We start from the raw sequence: 20,636 nt of genomic DNA, 5'->3' as shown, positions 1-20,636 counted from the left end.
CCATGAAAGAGCACGACAAGCTAACAGAAGATACGTTATTTCTTGCTTGCACGCGCCCTGCAATGATTGCAGGCGTGACGGTGGAAGCTATGGGATTAAATGGGATAGGAACGATGATATTGTTCATTATGGCAGGCAATATTTTTCTTCTAACCTTTGGTGTGATGCTGCATTTCATATTCAAGGAAATCCTAAAGCATGACCATAACAAATTTCGTATTCTTCTGACATGGCAAAAGACATCTATTTTTGCCAGAAATTCGAGTCTATGGGGTGGGGGAAGTATTTCTCCATTACGATTAATTCGTAATTATGAGGAATTATAATGAACACAACAGAGCGCAAACGTGAAAAGCAGCCAGAGGCGATCATTCCTTACGTGCGCCATGTCAATAAACACATCATTGCGCTGGATTCACGCGCTCTCATGAGCGTTATTAAACTTGAAGGGATTAACTTTGAGACAGCGGATATTATTGATCTGAATGTGCTTCACGAACAGCTCAATAATCTGTTTAAAAACATAGCGGATGAACGGATAGCGCTTTATAGCCATATTATCAGAAAGCGTGAAACTGTTTATCCGGATGGGACTTTCAGATCGGCATTTGCCAAGCAATTAGATGATAAATATCGCGAGCGGATGGTTTCACAGGAGCTTTATCGCAATGATCTTTATCTTTCAATTTTGTGGAATCCACATGTTGATCAAACAGATAAATTAGTGGAGTTTTTCAAACGTTTAGGCAAAGCCAAGCAAGAAAAAACAGAAGTTGATGCAGAGTCCGTTCGCAAGCTTGAAGATATTACAACAGATCTTATTCAAAATTTAGAGCGCTATGGTGCAAAAAGACTAAGCCTTTATGAACATGAAGGTAATATTTATTCGCAGCAAAGTGAGTTTATCCACCAATTGGTGGGAGGTCGTCGTGAACGTATCCCCCTCACATGGGGGACGATAGCTTCAACTGTTTATTCAGACCGTCTCATTTTTGGGAAAGAGATCATAGAAATACGCTATGAGGCGGAACAGCGGTTTGCGGGCATGTTTGGTTGGAAAGAATATCCAGCAAAAACCAGGGTAGGCATGGCGGATGGTTTGCTCACGCTTCCCTTTGAGTTTATTTTCACCCAATCTTTTGTTTTCAAAAGCAAAAACATTGCCAAGCAGATTATGGGGCGCAAACAAAACCAAATGGTCAATGCAGGCGACCGTGCGGGCTCACAAATTATGGAGCTAGATGATGCGCTTGATGATCTTGAATCCAATCGTTTTGTTTTAGGGGAACATCATTTATCATTGGCAGTTTTTGCTGATACGCCGCAAGAGTTAGCGGATAATCTTGCCAAAGCGCGTTCTCGTCTTACAGATGGTGGGGCTGTGATTGCGCGGGAAGATTTAGGGTTAGCGGCGGCTTGGTGGGCACAATTGCCTGGCAATTATGCTTATCGCACCCGCTCTGGTGCAATAACAAGCCGCAACTATGCAGCGCTTTCTCCTTTTCATTCTTTTCCGGTTGGAAAAATAGATGGCAATGTGTGGGGACCAGCGGTAGCCTTGATGAAAACCTCTGCTGGTTCACCGTTTTATTTTAACTTTCACTTTGGTGATTTAGGCAATACGTTTGTTTGTGGTCCCTCTGGTTCTGGGAAAACGGTTATTGTCAATTTTCTTTTAGCACAACTTCAAAAGCATGATCCCAATATGGTCTTTTTTGACAAAGATCGGGGTGCAGAACTTTTTGTCAGAGCGGGTGGCGGCACTTATATGCCCTTGAAGAATGGTAAACCGACAGGCATAGCACCGCTAAAAGGCTTAGACTATAACAATCCAGCAGATAGAGTTTTTTTACGCCAATGGATTATAAAGCTTGTTTCGTCTGAAGATCAAAAGATCAGTGAATCAGAAAGACAAGACATTACGGCGGCTGTTGAGCAGCTTGCCTTGTTGCCAAAAGAACAACGGACGATCTCTGCCTTACAAATGTTTTTTGATACCACGCATAGAGAGGGGATATCGGGTCGTTTAGAAAGATGGTGTAAAGGCAATGCCTTAGGGTGGGTTTTTGACAATCCTGATGACGACATTGGCATTGATGCAAAATTTATTGGTTATGACATGACGGATTTTTTAGACAATGATGAAATTCGTCCACCTTTAATGATGTATCTTTTTCATAGGATTTTGTCTCTGATTGATGGACGTCGTATTATCATTGTCATTGATGAGTTTTGGAAAGCCTTAGAGGATGATTCCTTTAAAGCCTTTGCGCAAGACAGGCTGAAAACTATTCGTAAACAAAATGGTTTGATGTTGTTTGCAACGCAATCTCCCAAAGATGCGATCAATTCGACCATTGCTCACACCATTATAGAGCAATGCCCCACACAGATTTATTTTCCCAATCAAAAGGGCAATCATGGGGATTATGTAGAAGGTTTTAAATTATCGGACAGAGAATTTAACCTGATACAATCAGAATTAAGCCGTGAGTCACGGCGTTTTCTCATCAAACAAGGACAAAGTTCAGTTGTAGCAGAACTGAATTTACGCGGCTTTGATGATGAAATAGCCATTTTAAGTGGCACCACCAAGAATATTGAACTCCTAGAGACCATTATGGATGAAGTTGGTGAATCTCCAGAAAAATGGCTTCCTATTTTTCAAGAAAGGTCAAAACAATGAAAAAACTTTTATTGGCAACAGCCGTCTGTGCAGCTTCATTTGGCTTTCAAACAAATGCCTTTGCTATCATGGTATATGATCCCGCGGCTGTTGGACAAATAATGAAACAAGTCCAGCAAGGCACACAACAGCTTGGCAAATTGCAAGAACAAATTCAACAAGGTGCACAACAGCTTGAGCAATTAAAGAGCCAACTCGATCAAGCGAAACAATTATATAACTCCTTGAATGTCAAGCCTGACATCTCGGGATTGAAAGACATGTTCAACAAGCAAGGGAGCAGTGGCGCCCTTCCTTCAGATTTTAACCACTTTCAACAATCGATGGGTGGTGGTGGCGGTGGTGGCGGCAGCAAAAACACGCAAAAATGGCAAGAAGAACTTAAATACAAAGAACCCGCGGGGGGCGCAGGATCAAAAGAGGCAGTGGATGCTTTTTACGCACAGGAAGTGAAAAAAGCCGAACAGCGCATAGTGGGAGAAGCAGCAAAAGGCCAAGACGTCTACGAAGAAGCCAGTGAAACACAAAAAAAAATTACCAAGCTCCTTGACGAACTTGGAAGTACTGAAGATGCAGGTAAAATTCAAGGCATTCAAGCACAATTAGCAGCGGTACAAGCAGACCTCCAAACAAAAATACTACAAATGCAAGCTGCCATGATGATTCAACAAGCGGAATACAAAGCTGCTGAACAACGATCTTACGAAGAATTTGCAGCGCGATACAAGGACTATGCCAAAAAACTGCGTGGTCAATAAACGAGAAAAAAGAGGGGCTTGAATATGAACAAGATCATCATAACAACATTGCTACTTTGCACAGGGCTGATCACGGCTGGTTGTGAAAAAACCTACAGCGTAGAAGAACTTAAAAAAAATAAAAAACTGATGGAAGAAGTATTAGTGAAATGTTTGACGTCAGGGGATTTGAATTCGAAAAATTGTAAAAATGCAGAGCAAGCTGAATTTGAAACCCGTAAAAAATGGAGAGGCTTTGGCTCGACAAATGACGATAAACAAGAATCTGAAAAGAAACAGGACAATAAATAATGAATAAAGTTCTCATAACAACATTGCTACTTTGCACAGGGCTCATCACAGCTGGTTGTGAAAAAACCTATAGCGTCGCAGAATTTAAAAAAAATGAAAAATTGATGGAAGAATGGGGAGCAAGATGTGGATGGTCAGGAACTTCAAAAAATTGTGAAAACCTAAGAGTAGCAGCTTTAGAACTTGAAAAGGAACGTCGGAAAAAAGCTGAAGAACATAATCGCAAACTAGATGAAGAATTTAAAGCTAAACAAAAAGCTTGGATTGAAAAAATGAGAGCTGAGAATGAAAAATTCCGAGCTGAACAAAAAGCAAAAGAACAAGCCGAACGAGAAGCAGAAGAGCGCGCTAAACAACAACAGGACACCCATTAATCATGAATAAAGTTCTCATAACAACATTGCTACTTTGCACAGGGCTCATCACAGCTGGATGTGAAAAAACTTACAGCGTCGCAGAATTTAAAAAAGATAAAAAATTGATGGAAGAGTGGAATGCTAAATGTGGATTCGCAGGAACTGCCAAAAATTGTGAAAACCTAAGATTAGCACAACTTGAACTTCAAAAGGAATATTACCATAACCTTGCAAATGAACTTCTTGAAGATAATCAAGAACAAAAAGAGTCCGAAAAACAACAGGACAGTCATTAATCATGAATAAAGTTCTCATAACAACATTGCTACTTTGCACAGGGCTCATCACAGCTGGATGTGAAAAAACCTATAGCGTCGCTGAATTTAAAAAAAATGAAAGCTTAATAAGAGAGTTTCAATGGAAGTGTGGAGCTTCTGATAATTCGAAAAATTGTCAAAATGTGCGACAAGCCGCGAAGGAACTTGATGAAGAACATTCTAAGAAAGCGTTAGAAAATTATAATAAAGCTCTAGAGAAAATAAATAAAAGGCGAGAAGAACGAAAAGCAGAAGAGCGCGCTAAAGCTAAACAACAACAGGACAGTCATTAATCATGAATAAAGTTCTCATAACAACATTGCTACTTTGCACAGGGCTCATCACAGCTGGATGTGAAAAAACTTATAGCGTCGCTGAATTTAAAAAAGATGAAAAATTACGCCTAGAGTGGGATGCTAGATGTGGATTTGCAGGAACTTCAAAGAATTGTGAAAACATGCGGTTAGCATTTTTAGAACTTGATAAGGAACGTCAGGCACAAGCAGCAGAAAGAAGTCGTAAAATTGCAGAAGAAAATCGTAAAAGAGAAGAAGAAGATATAGCTGAAATGAGAGCCAGACTTAAAAAAATGGAAGCTAACACTAAAAAAAATTAGCTGAACAAGAAGCAAAGCGACGTGCTGAGGAAGAACGAAGAGCAAAAGAGCGCACGGCAGAAGAACAACAAAATAACCATTAAGACACAATGAAGAGCGGAGCATCTCAATGGCAATAGTAACCAAAGGCGTATTTTCTTATATCGACAATATGTTAATGAATCCCATTACAAAAACAATGGATAACATCTATTGCGCTTTAGCTGCTCAACTTAAATAACCTTACAGACTATACAATAGATTTATGGCAACATTATGTCTGTGCTCTAGATTTATCATCACTGGTTATAAAAAACCGATAACCTAGCATAATTTAAAAATTGTGCTCAAACCTTGTAAAACTGAAAGAAAGAAGGGGAAATATCTATGAATAAAGTTCTCATAACAACATTGCTACTTTGCACAGGGCTCATCACGGCTGGATGTGAAAAAACCTACAGCGTAGCAGAATTTAAAAAAGACGAAAAATTACGTAATGAGTGGACACCTAAATGTATGTGGAAAAAGCCTTCTAAAACAGAATCTCCTCAAAATTGTGAAAACTTAGGAAAAGCACTAGACGAACTTCGTGAAGAATCCTTTCAAAACTATCTAAATAAATATCGTAAAAATGACGATAAGAAAAAAATGAAAGAACAATCTGAAAAGAAAGAGGACAGTAATTAAATCATAAAAATTTGACTCCGTATGGAACACGAACCCCATATGATAAGGAGCGGAGGAAAGACAATGGCAGCGTATGATATATTTACCAAGATAGACAACGGATTGATGGAGCCCCTTACAAGGGTAATGGATAACACCATTGGAAATCTCTCATCGTCTTTATCTACTCCGCTTAAAGCATCTTGTACAATCTACATTATATTTATAGGGTACAATATTATCTATGGGCGTTCTTCCATGCCTTTGTGGGACTTTATAGCAACAATTTTCAAACTTGGCATCATTGTTTCACTCGCCACAAACGCCGCTCTTTATAATGCGGGGGTTAGGGATATATTTTTCAATGATCTGCCGAATGCCATTGCAAATGTCACCCAAGGAGCACACTCGGATAAAAATGTATGGGATAATATGATACAAACTGCTGCTGGACACGTTTTTGATGCAGCAAACAACGAAAATGGATTTACGTTTGTTGTTTACTGGCTTGCTGGCCTTGTCTGCTTAGTAATTTCTGCTTTCTTTTGTGCTATTGGTTTTTTCGTCTCAATATTTGCTAAAATTGGTTTATTTCTCGTTATATCAGTGGGGCCCCTCTTTATAAGCCTTTATATGTTTTCCTCAACAAGAAGGTTTACAGAGGCATGGTTAAATCAAACAGCAAACTTCATCATTTTGCAGGTATTAGTAGTTATAGTTGGTGGTCTATATGTTGATCTTTCAACAACCATCCTTTCAGATAGTGTTCTAGATATGATAATTTCCTTAGTCCAATTCTTCTCTATTGCCAGTTGCGGCATTTTGATTTTCCTCAAATTACCTGATATAGCATCAGCTTTAGCTTCTGGTGGAGCTTCCCTCACAGGCTCAACAAAATTAGGTGTAGGTGCAGGACAAATTGCTGGAAAAGGAGCTTTCCGTGCCGCTAAAGAAGCTGGTCACCTTGCTAATGTAGGTGGTAAAGCCGCTCTTCATGGTCTACAAAAACTCATCTCGAAAATAAGGGAGCACTAAGTTCAAATGCGGGAATTTAAAAAAATTGGGATTATCTTACCATTTCTCTTTCTCAGTGGCTGTGTGTCTTCACCAAACACACTGAAGTCACTCCCAAAATGTGATGGATATTCTAAACGTCCACTCAACAGATCGATGTGGAATTGGGAAGGGAAAAAACCCATGCCCACGCCCATTATCATCAGTAACGACACCCCTTCACCCGTGAAAGAAGGGAAGCTGGAAATGCTTCTGGCACAAAAATTAACGGATGAAGAAATCAAATCTTACAAAAATTGCGGGCAAAAAGCATGAAAGAAAAAGACATAGAACAATACATTGCTGAAGCACGCTCGTTTGATCAAGATCGCATGCTCGCCTCACGCCGCACCACCCGCGTCTCGCTTGCCATTGCCGGCATAGCCGTTGCGGTTGCAATAATGTCTTCTCTCGCGGTCATCACCCTCACACCCCTTAAAACCGTGGAACCTTTTGTCATCCGGGTGGACAATTCAACCGGCATTGTTGAAGTTGTGGAAGCCTTAAAAGAAGGTCCTACCAATGTCGACGAAGCAATCACACGCTACTTTGCTGCAAAATATGTCCGCTCCCGTGAAGGCTTCACCGCAGGAGAAACACAACACAACTTCCAAACCGTCTCTCTCCTCTCTTCTTCTGAAGAACAGGAAAGATTTGCCAGCTGGTATGGAGCAAGAAATCCCCAAAGTCCTCAAATTCTCTATAAACACGCCTCCGTTACAATAACAATAAAATCAATCTCCTTTATCAATGACGATGTCGCCCAAGTGCGTTACTACAGAACCATTCATGACAACGACAACAACAAAGAATTCATCACCCACTGGGTTGCAACACTCACCTTTGAATACATCAATGCCCCTATCTCTGTCCAAAACCGTTTGATAAATCCTCTAGGGTTTATTGTTAATGAATATAGAACCGATCCGGAAGTGGTCAACTGATCATGACAAAAAAAATTCTTTTTCTCATTCTTAACATCGCTATTACCCTTTCTCCTATAGCCTTGAGCCATGCCAGTATTTTTCCCACCCGTGCGCCAAGCGATAGCCGCATTCGCTTTATCAACTATGATGCCTATAATGTCACAAAAATTATTGGCTCTATACGCTCATCGGTACAAATAGAATTTTCTCCCAATGAAGAAATTGCCCATGTGGCAATTGGCAACAGCGTTGCATGGGAAGTCGCTCCCGCTGGCAATATTCTTTTCCTTAAAGCCCGAGAAGTCCAACCCATTACCAATCTCCAAGTCGTCACCACAAAGCTTGATGGCTCAAAGCGCTCCTATCAATTTGAACTCATGGTCAAAGATGGGGAAATTTCATCTGGACAAGAAACATATTTCCTTGTGAAATTTCGCTACCCACAAGAAGAAGCAGAACAAAGAAGACTCGCAGCCCTTATGCGACAAGAAAAACAACAAGCCCAGCGTATCGATAATGTCTTCAACGCTTCTGAAACCTATGGACCACGCAATTGGGCTTACACCGCTCAAGGATCAAGCACGCTCGAACCCTCCTCCGTTTATGACAATGGCAAAACAACAACATTTACATTTCCCGACAACCAAGAAATCCCTGCCATTTACATTGTCAGCAATGACGGTACAGAATCGCTGGTTCCCAAAACCACAAGAGGCAACATGGTGATTGTCCATGCCATTAGCGCACGCTTCACCCTAAGACAGGGAAGAAACGTCCTATGCGTCTTTAACGAAGCCTATCAACCAAAAGGCACCAATCCAAATACCGGAACAACCTCACCATCTGTTGAACGTAAAATTGCATCAGATCTTTAAATAAGCGGGAATTGAAGGGGACAACACATGAGTGATAAACCAATCATCGAAGATCGAGGATCTATTGGGGATGGCAAAAACAATAGCGCCAAAACCGCCGGCAAAAAAATAGTTGTCGCAATCGCCTGTATAGGAATCTGCGGCTATGTACTCTGGAACATCTTATCCACCCCCACAGAACAAAAAGACACCGCAAAAGCTCATAAAAAACAAGCACAAAACTTTCACAATTCCCTCGCCCCTCTAGAGCTCGCGCCCTCTGACCCGCGTGCAAACATAGCACCAATAACCTTACCACCACCACAACCACTCGCACAAGAACCCAAAAAAGATGACCCATTACTTGATGCCGCAAGACGCGCCCCTGTTTTAGCTTTTGCCAAAGGTTCTCAATCTCAATTAAAAGACATTGTCAACACGACTCTCAACCCCTTTGACAAACTCCATGCCCTTGAAAATCTCGCAAATGCGCAAAATTCTCCTGCCCTTCAAGACACACAAAATTTTGCGACCCTCTTAAAGCCTACCAAAACAGAAGAAACAAAAGCAAAACTCATCGGCAATAGAAACTTTATCATCGCCATGGGAACCTCTATCCCCTGTATCTTAGAAACCGCATTAAACAGTGAGCAACCAGGCTTTGCAAGCTGCATCATCAACCGTGATATCCTCTCTGACAATGGGCGCGTTGTTTTGCTTGATAAAGGAACCCAAGTGATTGGCGAATACCGCGGAGGGATAAAACAAGGTCAATCTCGCCTCTTTGTGCTCTGGACAAGAGCAAAAACCCCAACCGGTGTCATCATCGACCTTGCCTCACCCGCAACCGACAGTTTAGGCAGAGCTGGGTTTGATGGCAACATCAACACCCATTGGTGGGAACGCTTTGGCTCTTCCCTTTTGTTGACCGTTATTGATGGTGCCACAACCGCCCTAACAAATAAAATAGTAGGCAATTCCAATAAAGAAGGTTCAAACAACTCTGGAGGCAGCGGTTTTGAAGGCGCAAACAACACTGGAAAAGATGCCGCCAGTATTGCCCTTGAAAATCAAATCAATATCCCTCCTACCTTAGAAAAATTTCAAGGCGAACTCGTCAACATTTTCGTAGCAAAAGATCTCGATTTTTCCTCTGTCTATAAACTAACCGTAAAGAGCAAAAGAAACCGCTCTACTCCCAGCTATTCCTTTTTTCATTCTCAAGTTCAATAAAAGCCAATAAAGTCACATTATGCCATCAGCAAAAAATGCAGAACGCGCCTCCATCGTCTTAACAAAATTAAAGATCTTAGATGACTTCCTCAATGATGAAAATTTATTTGAAATTGTTGTCAATCGCCCCGGCGAAGTAATCGTTGAGGGTCCCAATGGTTGGCAAACCCACATCTTAAAAGAACTAACCTACAGCGAACTAGAAGGGATTGCGAAAGTTGTTGCTGCCTACACAACACAAAAAATCAGTGTAGAAAACCCCGTTCTCTCCGCAACACTGCCAAACAACGAACGCATACAAATTGTTATGCCTCCAGCTGTTGCAGCCAATACCATTAGCATGACCATTCGTAAACCTTCATCACGCACTTTTTCTCTTGAAAGTTTACATGAAAACAATCTGTTTTCTGTCGCCCAAAACACCAGTTTCACACCCGCGCAACAAATGACAGAACGGTTATCCGAACTCTCTGATACAGACAAAGAGCTAACAGATCTCTTTATCGCCAAAGATTTTTGCAACTTTTTAGAAAGAGCCGTTATTACACAACAAAATATCTTAATATCGGGCAAAACCGGTTCTGGGAAAACAACCCTCTCTAAAGCTTTAATTGCAAAAATCCCTGAATATGAACGAATTCTCACCATTGAAGACACGCCAGAACTTGTCGTTCCGCACGCCAACAAAGTCCAACTCTTTTATTCAAAAGATAACCAAGGCTTAGCAAAAGCAGGTGCAAAAGAACTGCTTGAATCAGGATTACGCATGCGCCCCGACAGAATCCTTCTACAAGAGCTGCGTGATGGTACAGCCTTTTACTACATCCGTAATGTCAACTCTGGTCACCCCGGCTCCATTACCACCGTCCACGCCTCAACAGCACTTGCAGCCTTCGAACAAATGACCCTTTTAGTCAAAGAAAGTGACGGTGGTGGTAATTTAGCACGCGATGATATCCGCGGCTTATTAATCTCGATGATAGATGTCATCATCCAATGTAAACGCCTCGAAGGAAAATTTCGTGTAACAGAAATCTATTACGATCCTTTCAAACGCCGTGATGCCTTTTAAAAAAAAACGCAACCCTCACACCCCTTTTATACCAATAGAGCTTTCTTAAAAACACAATTATAAGCCGCGGATATCATCGCGTGCTAAATTACCACCATAGCTTCAGATTCATTTTCAATAATCGAAAGCAAAAAGAAGTAAAAATATCATCCCCATTCCCAATCACGAATGCGCCCCACAGAAAAACCACAACGTGCCGAAAATGATATCTATAACCCAATATCTTTTCTGATTTTTTTTGACATCAACATTTGCAGGAATATCGATACAAAATTTAGTGACATCCACTTCACCTTTAGCTTCAGACAAGAGCTTCACAAACACCTTTTAATATACCAGATCCTGCTTTATTTGTCTTATCCATTATTATTCTTTTCGATATTCATCAAGGCGCAGTATAAAAATTTTCTTCAACGCATTCCTCTCTGATTTTGCCAAATTGCCTCAAGATGATTAACTGTAAACATCTTCAATCAACACCGGAATATTTTGACCACCCCAAAAGGATATAACCCTATATCCCCCCTCTTTTACCCTTATGCTTTTAAACCTGACATTCCCTAGCTTCCTCTCGTACCTTCCACAAGATCACCAGCATCTGAATGAGTAGCAATAAAAGAAACAATATCAAATAATTCTTCAAGCGATAGGCTTTCTTCTTTTGCAGAAATTCAATAAGCTGCCATTTCAATCACTGTTTGCGTACATCATTCAATATACGGAAACACCCATAACGATAATGATGTAAATTAAAAGCTAATTTGAAGTGAATGATCAGAAATATCAAATAACCAAATGACGAAACAAATCTTTCTTATCTTTAGCAATACATATCTCTTAACCCTTGTCACTTTTCTCAAAAGTTTTAAGCGTTTCCGCATAAGGAATATACATATCAAACGGCAATCCCTTTTCATTGACAACTTTTATCAAAACAATACGGATGAAATCAGACACCGTAAGTCCTAAATTTGCTAATATTTCACCGGATTTTTTTAACGTCTTATCTATGCGGGATCGTATAACATCTTTTGTCACACCCATATTAAACCTCCTTTGATTACCTCTCTTTTACCGTATGGTTTAATAGGGCTTATACAGCATAAGACTTATCCTTGCCCTCACCGTATCACATCTCTTGATCTTGCACGCGCTATTGCGTTGATTTTCTCCTGTTGTCTCTGTTGCAAAAATTTAACCGCCATTTGAAACTCTTTTATGCGTTCTTTATTATAAGACTGTTCTTTGGGGATTGCTTTTGATAAATCAAAACCATATTTATGAATAGCATCATGTCCAAAACGTTTATCTAAAGCACTTTGCAGCTTTAAAAACTCTTTATTAACCTGCTCTGGTATCTTTGAATAACTATCACAACCAACTTCAACATTTTTCATAAAAGTCACTGCTTCTTTTGAAAGTGACGGGACTTCAACTTTTAACTGTTCACGCTCCCGTGTAACACTATCCATATGTGTCTCATAAGAATTCTTATAAAAGGATTGAAGCGCTCTCATAGTAGAAACAGCAAGAGGAACATTGTAAAGCGCGGTTTTACATTCTTTTCCTGTAGATTTGAGTTTATCGATTAAACGATCTGATCCACGCAGCTCACCAGCTTTCTCTGGAGACTTAGCTAGAATATCAGGAAGTTTATCGCCTTTACCCGCTAAAATTGTTTGCTCAATCCTAAGCGCAGCCTCTTGCGGATCTCTATAAATAAATGCTAAACGATTGCTTAATTTTTTAAACATATCAACGTAAGACTTTTTATTTCTAAGAGCGCTTAGCACCTTCTGTTCTAGATTAGAGTTATCCGTATAAGCAGCAAGGTATGGCTCTCGTTCTGTTGCTTTTAACGTAGCATTAACATCCCTTTGCGATTGCTCAATTTCAAGTTCTTCTTTTTGACGTTTAGCAAAACTTATCTTTTCTCTATCCCAAGGAGTTTCAATCTTCTCTTTTTGTTGTTCCAAGCACTCTTTATTAAGATCAACGCCAAAAGCAATATTTTTGCCAATACCTTGAGAAACATCATCCCTTTTATTTTCTGTAAACTTGGTAAGGTTCTTATAGATGAGTGCAGACAGATATTCTGAATTACCAAAATGTGCTTCAATTGACGCACGTGTCATTTCTTGTCGCTCAATACCCTTCCAGTTGATATGATAACCAGCTTCACGAGCCAGTTGCACCATAAATTCACGCTGAGTACGCCCATTCCCCTCTCGAAACGGATGCAACGCATTCAACTCGCCCATGTAATACCCAGCCCTTTGGCTAAAGTCATAAGCGCCAAGACCACACAAATACTGTTCTTTTGCAAGCTTTTGTGTAATCTTCGGTGCATAACTTTCAATCTGATTATAACTAGCAAACATACTATTGCCTTTGGCAATATCCACTAAACGAACTTGTCCCGCCCATTCATATATGTCACCAAACAGTCTTCTATGGATCTCTTTCATGTAATTCAGATCAAACTCACCACGAATAGGAGTATGTACAAATTCGAAAGATTTTACATAAGAAATCGTAGATTCTACGCGCTGCAGTGTGGCTTCATCTTTAATACCAAGCCGATTATACATCACACCAGTTTCAGGATCAGTATAAAGATCACCGCTCCCCTTATACTTCCCCACGTTTTACCCGCTCCATATAATCTTTGAGGATATCACTTGTTTCAAGCTCTCCAATAATAACACGTTCCATTTGCGCAACGACTTTTGGATCTGGCTCTAATCCCTCTAAACGTTGGCTTGCCAATGCATTTTTAGCAGCAAAGCGACGTCGCTTAATTTCCTCTTCACTCAACATATAAAACCCTCCTTTGCTTATATTTATTATAGCCAAACAGACTACAGAAACAAGATTTTATCCTTATCTTACCGTGTTCACATCTTTTGATTTTGTACGCTCATACGCATGATTTAGCTCTTGTATACGTCTCTGTTGCAAAAACTTAACTGCCATTTAAAACTCTTTTATGCAATCTTGATCATGAGACTGTTGTTAAGGATTTTTTTTGATAGATCATAATTTGTTTGCATAGCAAGCCAAGCACGTGCTGTGCTTACACCAGACATTTCAAGCCTAATAGCAAGATTAGCACTCATAGCGGCTTTTCCATTTAAAACTCTAGAAAGTGCTACACGAGAATACCAAGCCGCTCTGCTGCTTCATTAACGGATAAACCAAGCTCTTTGATCACATCTTCACGCAATAATTCACCGGGATGTGAAGGATTCTTCATCATTGTTTGGATCTCCTTTTTAATGATAATCCAGATAATCAACCATTTCGACATCTATGCCATCAAAGCGAAATATTACGCGACAATTTCCATTTACGGTAACTGACCAATAACCTTTGAGAACGCCCTTTAGTAGATGTAATCAAAAAGACGGAAAATTGAAATCATTTGGCGATATAGCAACTTCAAAGGCACCTAGAATACGCTTTAATTTTTGAGCATGGGCGGTTCTAAACCCTTTAGTCGTACCAGTATTATAGCAGGCTTCAATCCTTTTATGTTTAAATCTTAAAAGCATAAATTAATATAGAGTGTAACCCTCCAAGATACAAAAAATGTTCATTATTTTTACATCACAGGGCTTTTTTTACTTTATAAACATTAGAACTGTCGTGAAAAAATTGATCATTCTCATCTCTTTCTAATTATTCTACTCATTATTAGAAAAGTATACGTTCATAATTAGGGGGAGCTAAACGTAATAGGAGCGCATCATATCCCCAATTGGCAGCTGCACTTAGAAACATAACGACGATATAACCAATGACCATTGCTGTTTGATGTTCATAAGGATCTGCCCCCACTGTATATCCAGCAAAAAGAATGAATAACACTAATAAACTCCCCCCTGCTATAAACTCTGTTAAAATAATAACTAGTTTACGAACAAGCAAAAGAAGGCATGGTTTTAATATCTTACGAACTATAGAACACTCTACGCGTTATATTTATGAGAACTCTATTTTTCTCTTTTTTATTTAATTGATTAGTAGATAGAGTATCCATTACCGTTATTACATCACTAACATAGCTACCATACCTTTTTGTAATTGCCAACATCCCGCATTACAATAAGAGCTTTATCAAAAGATGATCTGATAATTTTCTCAAAAAATTCAAGATTCCTCAAGTGCAGTACCCATGCGTACATCATGATGGATAATAACATCCATCAACTCTGTCACGACCGTGTCCAATACTTCTCGTGCATCGCCTTCAGCCATAAGGCGGATAAGCGGCTCAGTTCCAGAAGCGCGGATCACCAGCCGTGCCTCTTTTCCCAATTGTTGCGTTGCTTTATCGATTGCCGCTTTGACTGGATTTTTTTTCAGTACATTTTTATTTTTAATCGTTACATTTTTTAAAATTTGCGGCACAGGTTCAAACCGTTTACACAATTGGCTCATAGGGCTTTGACTTTCTTTCATACAGGCTAAAATCTGCAATGCAGCCACCAAACCATCACCCGTTGTACCAAAATCACTAAGCACGATATGCCCAGAAGCCTCACCACCAACATTATATCCCTTTTGGCGCATGGCATCGACAACATAACGATCTCCAACATTTGTCCTTACAAGGTGCAACCCTTTACTGTTCAAGAAACGCTCCAGTCCAAGATTTGACATAATCGTTGTGACAACACCATTGCACCGTAATCGTCCCATTTTATGCCAATTTTCAGCAATTACAGCAATCAACTGATCTCCATCAACCGTTTGTGCTTTTTCATCAACAATGAGAACACGATCTCCATCTCCATCAAGAGCAATCCCCACATCAGCACGCACTTCATGAACTTTTCGTTTTAAAGAGCTTAAATCGGTTGATCCACATTTTTGATTAATATTGGTACCATTAGGCTCATCATGAATAGCAAAAACCTCAGCCCCCAATTCCCATAAAGCACGGGGAGCAGCTTTATAAGCAGCTCCATTGGCACAATCCACAACAATACGCAAAGCATCTAAGCGAACATCACGCGGCAAAGTTCGTTTAGCATATTCAATATAACGATAAATATCCCCCTCAACCCGTTTTGCATAACCAATTTCAGAAGAACTTGCTAAAGACTTTGAAAGATCTGTATCGATCAATTGTTCAATTTTCGCTTCCATATCATCTGAAAGTTTAAAACCATCAGGACCAAAAAGTTTAATTCCATTATCATAGAACGGATTATGAGAAGCAGAAATCATCACCCCAAGATCCGCTCGCAAAGAGCGGCAAAGCATTGCAACAGCAGGTGTTGGCACTGGCCCCAATAAAAAAGCTTCCATCCCCGCAGCAGTCAACCCTGAAACCAAAGCATTTTCCAACATATAGCCAGATAATCGTGTATCCTTGCCAATCACCACACGACGCGATTGATGTTGTGAGCGAAATAAAACCCCTACAGCCATCCCCACCTTCATGGCAAAATCGGGTGTCATAGGAAATGAATTGGCTTTCCCCCGAATTCCATCTGTACCAAAATATTTTTGCACCATGCCTCTTTCCTTTAATATATAACTCTTCCCTTGGCTTTTCTTTAAAACCCTAACAAGCCCCCTTGGTACAATAGGCCCCCTCCCCATATAAAATCAGATCATTGGTCTAAACCTTCATGCATTTAGACAATCAAGAACCCTATTCACCATCTACACATCTAAACCCCTCTCAACCAATTATGTTTACACCCTCACACATACAAGCAATATTATCTCCTCAAAATGCTTTACACATCTCTTGAACACAACCAAAGGATAATCTCACACATTTGCTAAATCCGTAAAGAAACCCAGCACCTAACCTCAAACCTTACCAAATCCGCAAGGAAATCTATCGCCTAGCCTCACACCTTGCTAAATCCGTAAAGGAAAATACCACCTCGCCTTATAGCCTGCTAAAACTGTCATCATACAACAGCTTTGCTTAATTTTTTGCTTCCATATTTTTGCAAATATTACATTAAAGGCGCAAGCTTTGCTTGCGCCTTTCTCAAAGAATTTAGAAATTTTCCTAAAACATCGTTACTCAAGCGTTATTAAACAGTTCTTATTTTTCTTTATCATCTCCCGCAGTACTGGACTTCTTTTCAGCATTACTTTTAGAGCGGTTGACTGATTTTGTGGTACCTTTTGTGCTTTGCGCTTTTTTCTCAGTCTCATCCGATTGCACTTCTTTAGACTGAGCCTCCTTAGGCTCAACATTACCGGATTTTGCTGTTTTTTTCCCAACAGCTTCCTCTGCTTTACCTGCCTTGCCTTTATCGGTCTCTGCTTTATGAGGGGCTGCTTCAGCATCTTTTTCATCTACCACTGTTGTCTCTGTCTTCATTTTTCCAGTTTTTGGAACAGAAGATCCCCGTGGCGCAGCACCCTCATCTTTCTGTGTGCGTGAAGGAGGCTTTCCTGCAATAACTTCGTTAATTTCAGCTCCCGTTAAAGTCTCATATTCCAGCAAACCTTGTGCCAAAGCAAACCATTCTTTTCTTTTTGTTTTCAAAATGTTAGTCGCATTTTTATAGGCATCATCAATAAGCTTACGCACTTCCATATCAATCATGCGCGCTGTTTCTTCAGAGACATTTTGTGTTCGCGCAACAGAATGACCCAAAAAGACTTCATCTTGGTTATCGCCATAAGCTACATTTCCAAGCAGATCAGAAAATCCCCACCGTGTGATCATTGCGCGCGCCAATTTAGTTGCTTGCTCAATATCAGAAGAAGCACCGGATGTGATATTTTCCTTTCCAAACTTTAATTCTTCAGCCACACGTCCACCCATCATAATGGCCAAACGAGAAATCATCCATCGATAACTCATGGAATAGCGGTCACCTTCAGGCAATTGCATCACCATTCCCAATGCTCTTCCCCTTGGAACGATTGTTGCTTTGTGGACAGGATCAGCAACCGGCACATTAAGAGCCACAATAGCATGTCCTGCTTCGTGATAAGCAGTGAGTTCCTTTTCCTCTTGTGTCATAGCGGTTGAACGACGTTCAGCCCCCATCATCACCTTATCTTTGGCATCTTCGAATTCTTGCATCGTGACAACTCTTTTATTACGGCTCGCAGCCATAAGAGCAGCTTCATTTACCAAATTCATCAGGTCCGCACCGGAAAATCCTGGTGTTCCCCTTGCCAAAATTTTTAAGTCAACGTTAGGTGCTAAAGGCACGTTGCGCACATGCACTTTCAAGATTTGTTCACGCCCAGAAACATCAGGATTTGGCACAACAACTTGTCGGTCGAAACGCCCTGGTCTTAACAACGCGGGATCAAGCACATCGGGACGGTTTGTTGCAGCAATAAGAATAATACTTTCATTGGGCTCAAACCCATCCATTTCGACAAGCAACTGATTTAAGGTCTGTTCACGTTCATCGTTTCCACCACCAAGTCCAGCCCCCCGATGACGTCCAACAGCATCGATTTCATCGATAAAGATAATGCAAGGTGCGTTTTTTTTAGCCTGTTCGAACATATCGCGCACACGGCTCGCCCCAACACCAACAAACATTTCAACAAAATCAGACCCTGAAATGGTAAAGAATGGCACATTAGCTTCACCTGCCACAGAACGTGCTAGCAAAGTTTTACCGGTTCCTGGAGGACCAACAAGCAAAACACCGCGTGGAATACGCCCCCCTAAGCGTTGAAATTTTTGTGGTTCACGTAAAAATTCAACAATTTCTTGAAGATCTTGCTTTGCTTCTTCAACGCCAGCAACATCTTTAAAGGTAACACGTCCTTGCGCTTCATTAAGCAATCTCGCTTTTGATTTCCCAAATCCCATTGCACCGCGTGATCCATTTTGCATTTGCCGCATAAAAAAGACCCACGCCCCCACGATAATAATAACAGGCAATAAGGAAAAGAGAAGATTGAGGAAAATGCTATTTCCAGAGCTTTCAGGAATAGCTTTAACATTAACGTTTTTGCTTTCCAATTTTTGTATCAAACCTGGATCACGAGGAGCATAGGTTGAAATAGCTCTATGTTCAATGGTTTGTCCTGTTAATTTTTGACCTTGAATGGTCACAGATTTCAACTCATTATTCTCAACTTTTTGCAAAAATTCAGAATAGGAGACTTCTCCACCACCAGAACGCTGACTATCTCCATTAAAGAGAGAAAACGACACAATCAAAATGAAGGCAATAACTCCCCAAATGAGGAGAGAGCGGTAATTGGAATTCATATTCAGCCCACTTAATCAAATATAGATTTCAAACAGTTCCCCTTAACATATAACCTTGTCAGCCCCTTGCCAAGGGATGAGAAGCTGTTTATTTTCTTTTAACGTAATTTTCCTTTATCTTTTCACCTCAATATTAAAAAAAGGTTCCACAATATTTACCACAGCAGCATCTTCTCGTGAAGAAAGCCAATCGAAAGGTGCCATAATCCGCTTGATTATAACATGTTTATGAACAACTGCTTGAGAAATCAACTCTGGAATATCATACCCTTTGTGATTTGAGATCATCAGCAGCGATTGTAAAGAGGGAAAATGAGGCTTTTCAAGCTCAAAATCGCTATTTTTCAATAAAAATTTCAGCTGTTCTAAATTTGCGGCTCCAATCTTTATAGCCTCAGATCCATGATTTGTGATCTGATAGCGCCCATCCCATATAAAAGTTTTATCTGGCTCAACGATAGCCTCTTTCATATTCCGCCCTTCACGCCACAAAGAAATTCCGTACTTGTTATATTCAATAACAGAGCCCGCATAAGTAAAACGCTTCTTTTCTGGAGAATCGAGACAGAGTTTTTGAACAAGCATGCTTAATTTTTGATTAGGAAGCAAATAAAATCCCCCTCCCATCAACACCGCAAAGAGCCCCACCACAAAAGGAAAACTGGAATGTTTCTGTAAAAATAGCGCAGGCTTTGCTATGAAACAACGCCCATGTTTAACAGTAATATCCAGCGCTAAGATCAAATCAGCAATATTTTTCGCTTGTTGACGACGCTGCAATGCGGCTTCATTTATTTTTTGAGCAATATAAGCCAATTTTTCAGGATGAAGAGATTGACGTACGCGCACACGTTCAAAATTGCGATCTTCATTGGTTGGATCATCAATCCATGTTTGTCCTTGTAAGCGTAAATAATTCCGTAATGTTTGGCGTTTTACACCAAGGAGCGGCCGAATCAAACGCACTTTTCTATGCAACAACGCCTCACGCGGAATACAGGATAAACCACGCTCATATAGGGGACCATAGTTTTTTTCGGCAATATTTTTTCCCGTTTCTCTGGCATGATCCTCATCATGTATACCTTCGGCTTCACCGCGCAAAACACCGGCAAAACCACTGGAATAAACCTCATCACGCATGGCACCAACTTCACCGTGCAACGCACCTCTATTTTTTTGGAGACGTTGATACCGCATTTGATAGGTTTCAACCTGATCATTGAGTGTATGGCCCGTCATAATAACTGATGCGCCTTGTTTTTGTGCTTCTTTAACCAAGAGATCATAGCGTGCAACACGAGCACTGGAAGCAATATGCGTCTTTGGTTTTTCACCTTCCCACCGCACAGCAATATGTTTAATGTGATGGACTCGACAAATTTTCGCAACAGTTTCTACTTCACGCGTTGATTCTTTACGCAATTGATGATCAACCGTGACAACAATCATTTCTGGAGGAACTGAGAGAGTTTCCAAATGCTCTTTGACCAAAAACATCAAAGCCAAAGAATCACTTCCCCCTGAGACGGCAAGAATCAACTTCTGACACTGAATAAAATCCGATGTTTTAAAGAGATTTCTTGCCAGTCTAACGCACACCGA

Annotated in this window: 21 protein-coding genes and 3 pseudogenes; 15 read left to right on the top strand and 9 right to left on the bottom strand. The window is 40.4% G+C overall.

Going from position 1 to position 20,636, the window contains the following annotated elements; all coding sequences use genetic code 11:
• Window positions 1-2: 2 nt before the first annotated feature.
• The 15 genes and pseudogenes from ACFIJ9_RS01835 (at window position 3) to virB11 (ending at window position 10,807) form a co-directional block, all read left to right on the top strand.
• Window positions 3-326, top strand: coding sequence for a type IV secretion system protein VirB3 (locus ACFIJ9_RS01835; protein WP_375617900.1), 324 nt, complete (start codon window positions 3-5; stop codon window positions 324-326).
• Window positions 326-2,686, top strand: a complete 2,361-nt coding sequence (locus ACFIJ9_RS01830; protein WP_375635556.1) for a VirB4 family type IV secretion/conjugal transfer ATPase — start codon at window positions 326-328, stop codon at window positions 2,684-2,686. The genes ACFIJ9_RS01835 and ACFIJ9_RS01830 overlap by 1 nt, the downstream gene beginning before the upstream one ends.
• Window positions 2,683-3,444, top strand: coding sequence for a type IV secretion system protein (locus ACFIJ9_RS01825; protein ID WP_375635555.1), 762 nt, complete (start codon window positions 2,683-2,685; stop codon window positions 3,442-3,444). Before ACFIJ9_RS01830 ends, ACFIJ9_RS01825 begins: the two co-directional genes overlap by 4 nt.
• 24 nt (window positions 3,445-3,468) lie before the next feature.
• A complete protein-coding gene (locus ACFIJ9_RS01820; protein WP_273787721.1) occupies window positions 3,469-3,735 on the top strand; it encodes an EexN family lipoprotein in 267 nt (88 codons plus the stop codon).
• The gene (locus ACFIJ9_RS01815) at window positions 3,735-4,109 is read left to right on the top strand and encodes an EexN family lipoprotein (protein WP_375635554.1); all 375 of its coding nucleotides are present in this window, start codon (window positions 3,735-3,737) and stop codon (window positions 4,107-4,109) included. The genes ACFIJ9_RS01820 and ACFIJ9_RS01815 overlap by 1 nt, the downstream gene beginning before the upstream one ends.
• A gap of 2 nt (window positions 4,110-4,111) precedes the next feature.
• A complete protein-coding gene (locus ACFIJ9_RS01810) occupies window positions 4,112-4,387 on the top strand; it encodes an EexN family lipoprotein (protein ID WP_375635553.1) in 276 nt (91 codons plus the stop codon).
• 2 nt (window positions 4,388-4,389) lie between these two features.
• Window positions 4,390-4,701, top strand: coding sequence for an EexN family lipoprotein (locus ACFIJ9_RS01805; protein ID WP_375635552.1), 312 nt, complete (start codon window positions 4,390-4,392; stop codon window positions 4,699-4,701).
• Window positions 4,702-4,703: 2 nt separating this feature from the next.
• Window positions 4,704-5,107, top strand: a pseudogene (locus ACFIJ9_RS01800) (EexN family lipoprotein).
• Between the two features lie 283 nt (window positions 5,108-5,390).
• Complete coding sequence (locus ACFIJ9_RS01795; protein ID WP_375635551.1) at window positions 5,391-5,690, top strand: EexN family lipoprotein; 300 nt, start codon at window positions 5,391-5,393, stop codon at window positions 5,688-5,690.
• A 63-nt stretch (window positions 5,691-5,753) separates the two neighbouring features.
• Complete coding sequence (locus tag ACFIJ9_RS01790; protein ID WP_375635550.1) at window positions 5,754-6,704, top strand: type IV secretion system protein; 951 nt, start codon at window positions 5,754-5,756, stop codon at window positions 6,702-6,704.
• Window positions 6,705-6,710: 6 nt separating this feature from the next.
• Complete coding sequence (locus ACFIJ9_RS01785; protein ID WP_375635549.1) at window positions 6,711-6,998, top strand: type IV secretion protein VblB7; 288 nt, start codon at window positions 6,711-6,713, stop codon at window positions 6,996-6,998.
• Window positions 6,995-7,666, top strand: coding sequence for a virB8 family protein (locus ACFIJ9_RS01780; protein WP_375635548.1), 672 nt, complete (start codon window positions 6,995-6,997; stop codon window positions 7,664-7,666). Before ACFIJ9_RS01785 ends, ACFIJ9_RS01780 begins: the two co-directional genes overlap by 4 nt.
• Before the next feature lie 2 nt (window positions 7,667-7,668).
• On the top strand, window positions 7,669-8,523 hold the full coding sequence (gene virB9, locus ACFIJ9_RS01775) for a P-type conjugative transfer protein VirB9 (RefSeq protein WP_375635547.1): 855 nt from the start codon (window positions 7,669-7,671) through the stop codon (window positions 8,521-8,523).
• 27 nt (window positions 8,524-8,550) lie between these two features.
• Window positions 8,551-9,735, top strand: coding sequence for a type IV secretion system protein VirB10 (virB10, locus tag ACFIJ9_RS01770; RefSeq protein ID WP_375635546.1), 1,185 nt, complete (start codon window positions 8,551-8,553; stop codon window positions 9,733-9,735).
• 19 nt (window positions 9,736-9,754) lie between these two features.
• The gene (gene virB11, locus ACFIJ9_RS01765) at window positions 9,755-10,807 is read left to right on the top strand and encodes a P-type DNA transfer ATPase VirB11 (protein ID WP_375635545.1); all 1,053 of its coding nucleotides are present in this window, start codon (window positions 9,755-9,757) and stop codon (window positions 10,805-10,807) included.
• An 837-nt stretch (window positions 10,808-11,644) separates the two neighbouring features.
• On the opposite strand, the gene ACFIJ9_RS01760 is transcribed toward virB11, so the two are convergent.
• The 9 genes and pseudogenes from ACFIJ9_RS01760 to tilS all read right to left on the bottom strand — a co-directional run bounded on the left by ACFIJ9_RS01760 (window position 11,645) and on the right by tilS (window position 20,633).
• Window positions 11,645-11,851, bottom strand: coding sequence for a type II toxin-antitoxin system RelB/DinJ family antitoxin (locus tag ACFIJ9_RS01760; protein ID WP_375635544.1), 207 nt, complete (start codon window positions 11,849-11,851; stop codon window positions 11,645-11,647).
• A 77-nt stretch (window positions 11,852-11,928) separates the two neighbouring features.
• Window positions 11,929-13,452, bottom strand: coding sequence for a type II toxin-antitoxin system protein adenylyltransferase VbhT (vbhT, locus tag ACFIJ9_RS01755; protein WP_375635543.1), 1,524 nt, complete (start codon window positions 13,450-13,452; stop codon window positions 11,929-11,931).
• A complete protein-coding gene (locus ACFIJ9_RS01750; RefSeq protein ID WP_375635542.1) occupies window positions 13,439-13,627 on the bottom strand; it encodes an antitoxin VbhA family protein in 189 nt (62 codons plus the stop codon). Before ACFIJ9_RS01750 ends, vbhT begins: the two co-directional genes overlap by 14 nt.
• A gap of 167 nt (window positions 13,628-13,794) precedes the next feature.
• Window positions 13,795-14,066 (bottom strand): annotated as a pseudogene (locus ACFIJ9_RS01745) (HigA family addiction module antitoxin).
• A gap of 16 nt (window positions 14,067-14,082) precedes the next feature.
• Window positions 14,083-14,193 (bottom strand): annotated as a pseudogene (locus ACFIJ9_RS01740) (type II toxin-antitoxin system RelE/ParE family toxin); the annotation flags it as partial.
• Between the two features lie 310 nt (window positions 14,194-14,503).
• A complete protein-coding gene (locus ACFIJ9_RS01735; RefSeq protein ID WP_375635541.1) occupies window positions 14,504-14,677 on the bottom strand; it encodes a hypothetical protein in 174 nt (57 codons plus the stop codon).
• A gap of 282 nt (window positions 14,678-14,959) precedes the next feature.
• On the bottom strand, window positions 14,960-16,333 hold the full coding sequence (glmM, locus tag ACFIJ9_RS01730; protein ID WP_375635540.1) for a phosphoglucosamine mutase: 1,374 nt from the start codon (window positions 16,331-16,333) through the stop codon (window positions 14,960-14,962).
• A gap of 547 nt (window positions 16,334-16,880) precedes the next feature.
• A complete protein-coding gene (gene ftsH / locus ACFIJ9_RS01725; RefSeq protein ID WP_375635539.1) occupies window positions 16,881-19,031 on the bottom strand; it encodes an ATP-dependent zinc metalloprotease FtsH in 2,151 nt (716 codons plus the stop codon).
• Window positions 19,032-19,145: 114 nt separating this feature from the next.
• Window positions 19,146-20,633, bottom strand: a complete 1,488-nt coding sequence (gene tilS / locus ACFIJ9_RS01720; RefSeq protein WP_375635538.1) for a tRNA lysidine(34) synthetase TilS — start codon at window positions 20,631-20,633, stop codon at window positions 19,146-19,148.
• Between the last annotated feature and the right edge of the window lie 3 nt (window positions 20,634-20,636).

Source organism: Bartonella sp. MR90HLJMH (assembly GCF_042194115.1).
GTDB lineage: Bacteria > Pseudomonadota > Alphaproteobacteria > Rhizobiales > Rhizobiaceae > Bartonella > Bartonella grahamii.
This window is presented reverse-complemented; position numbering and strand designations above follow the sequence as displayed.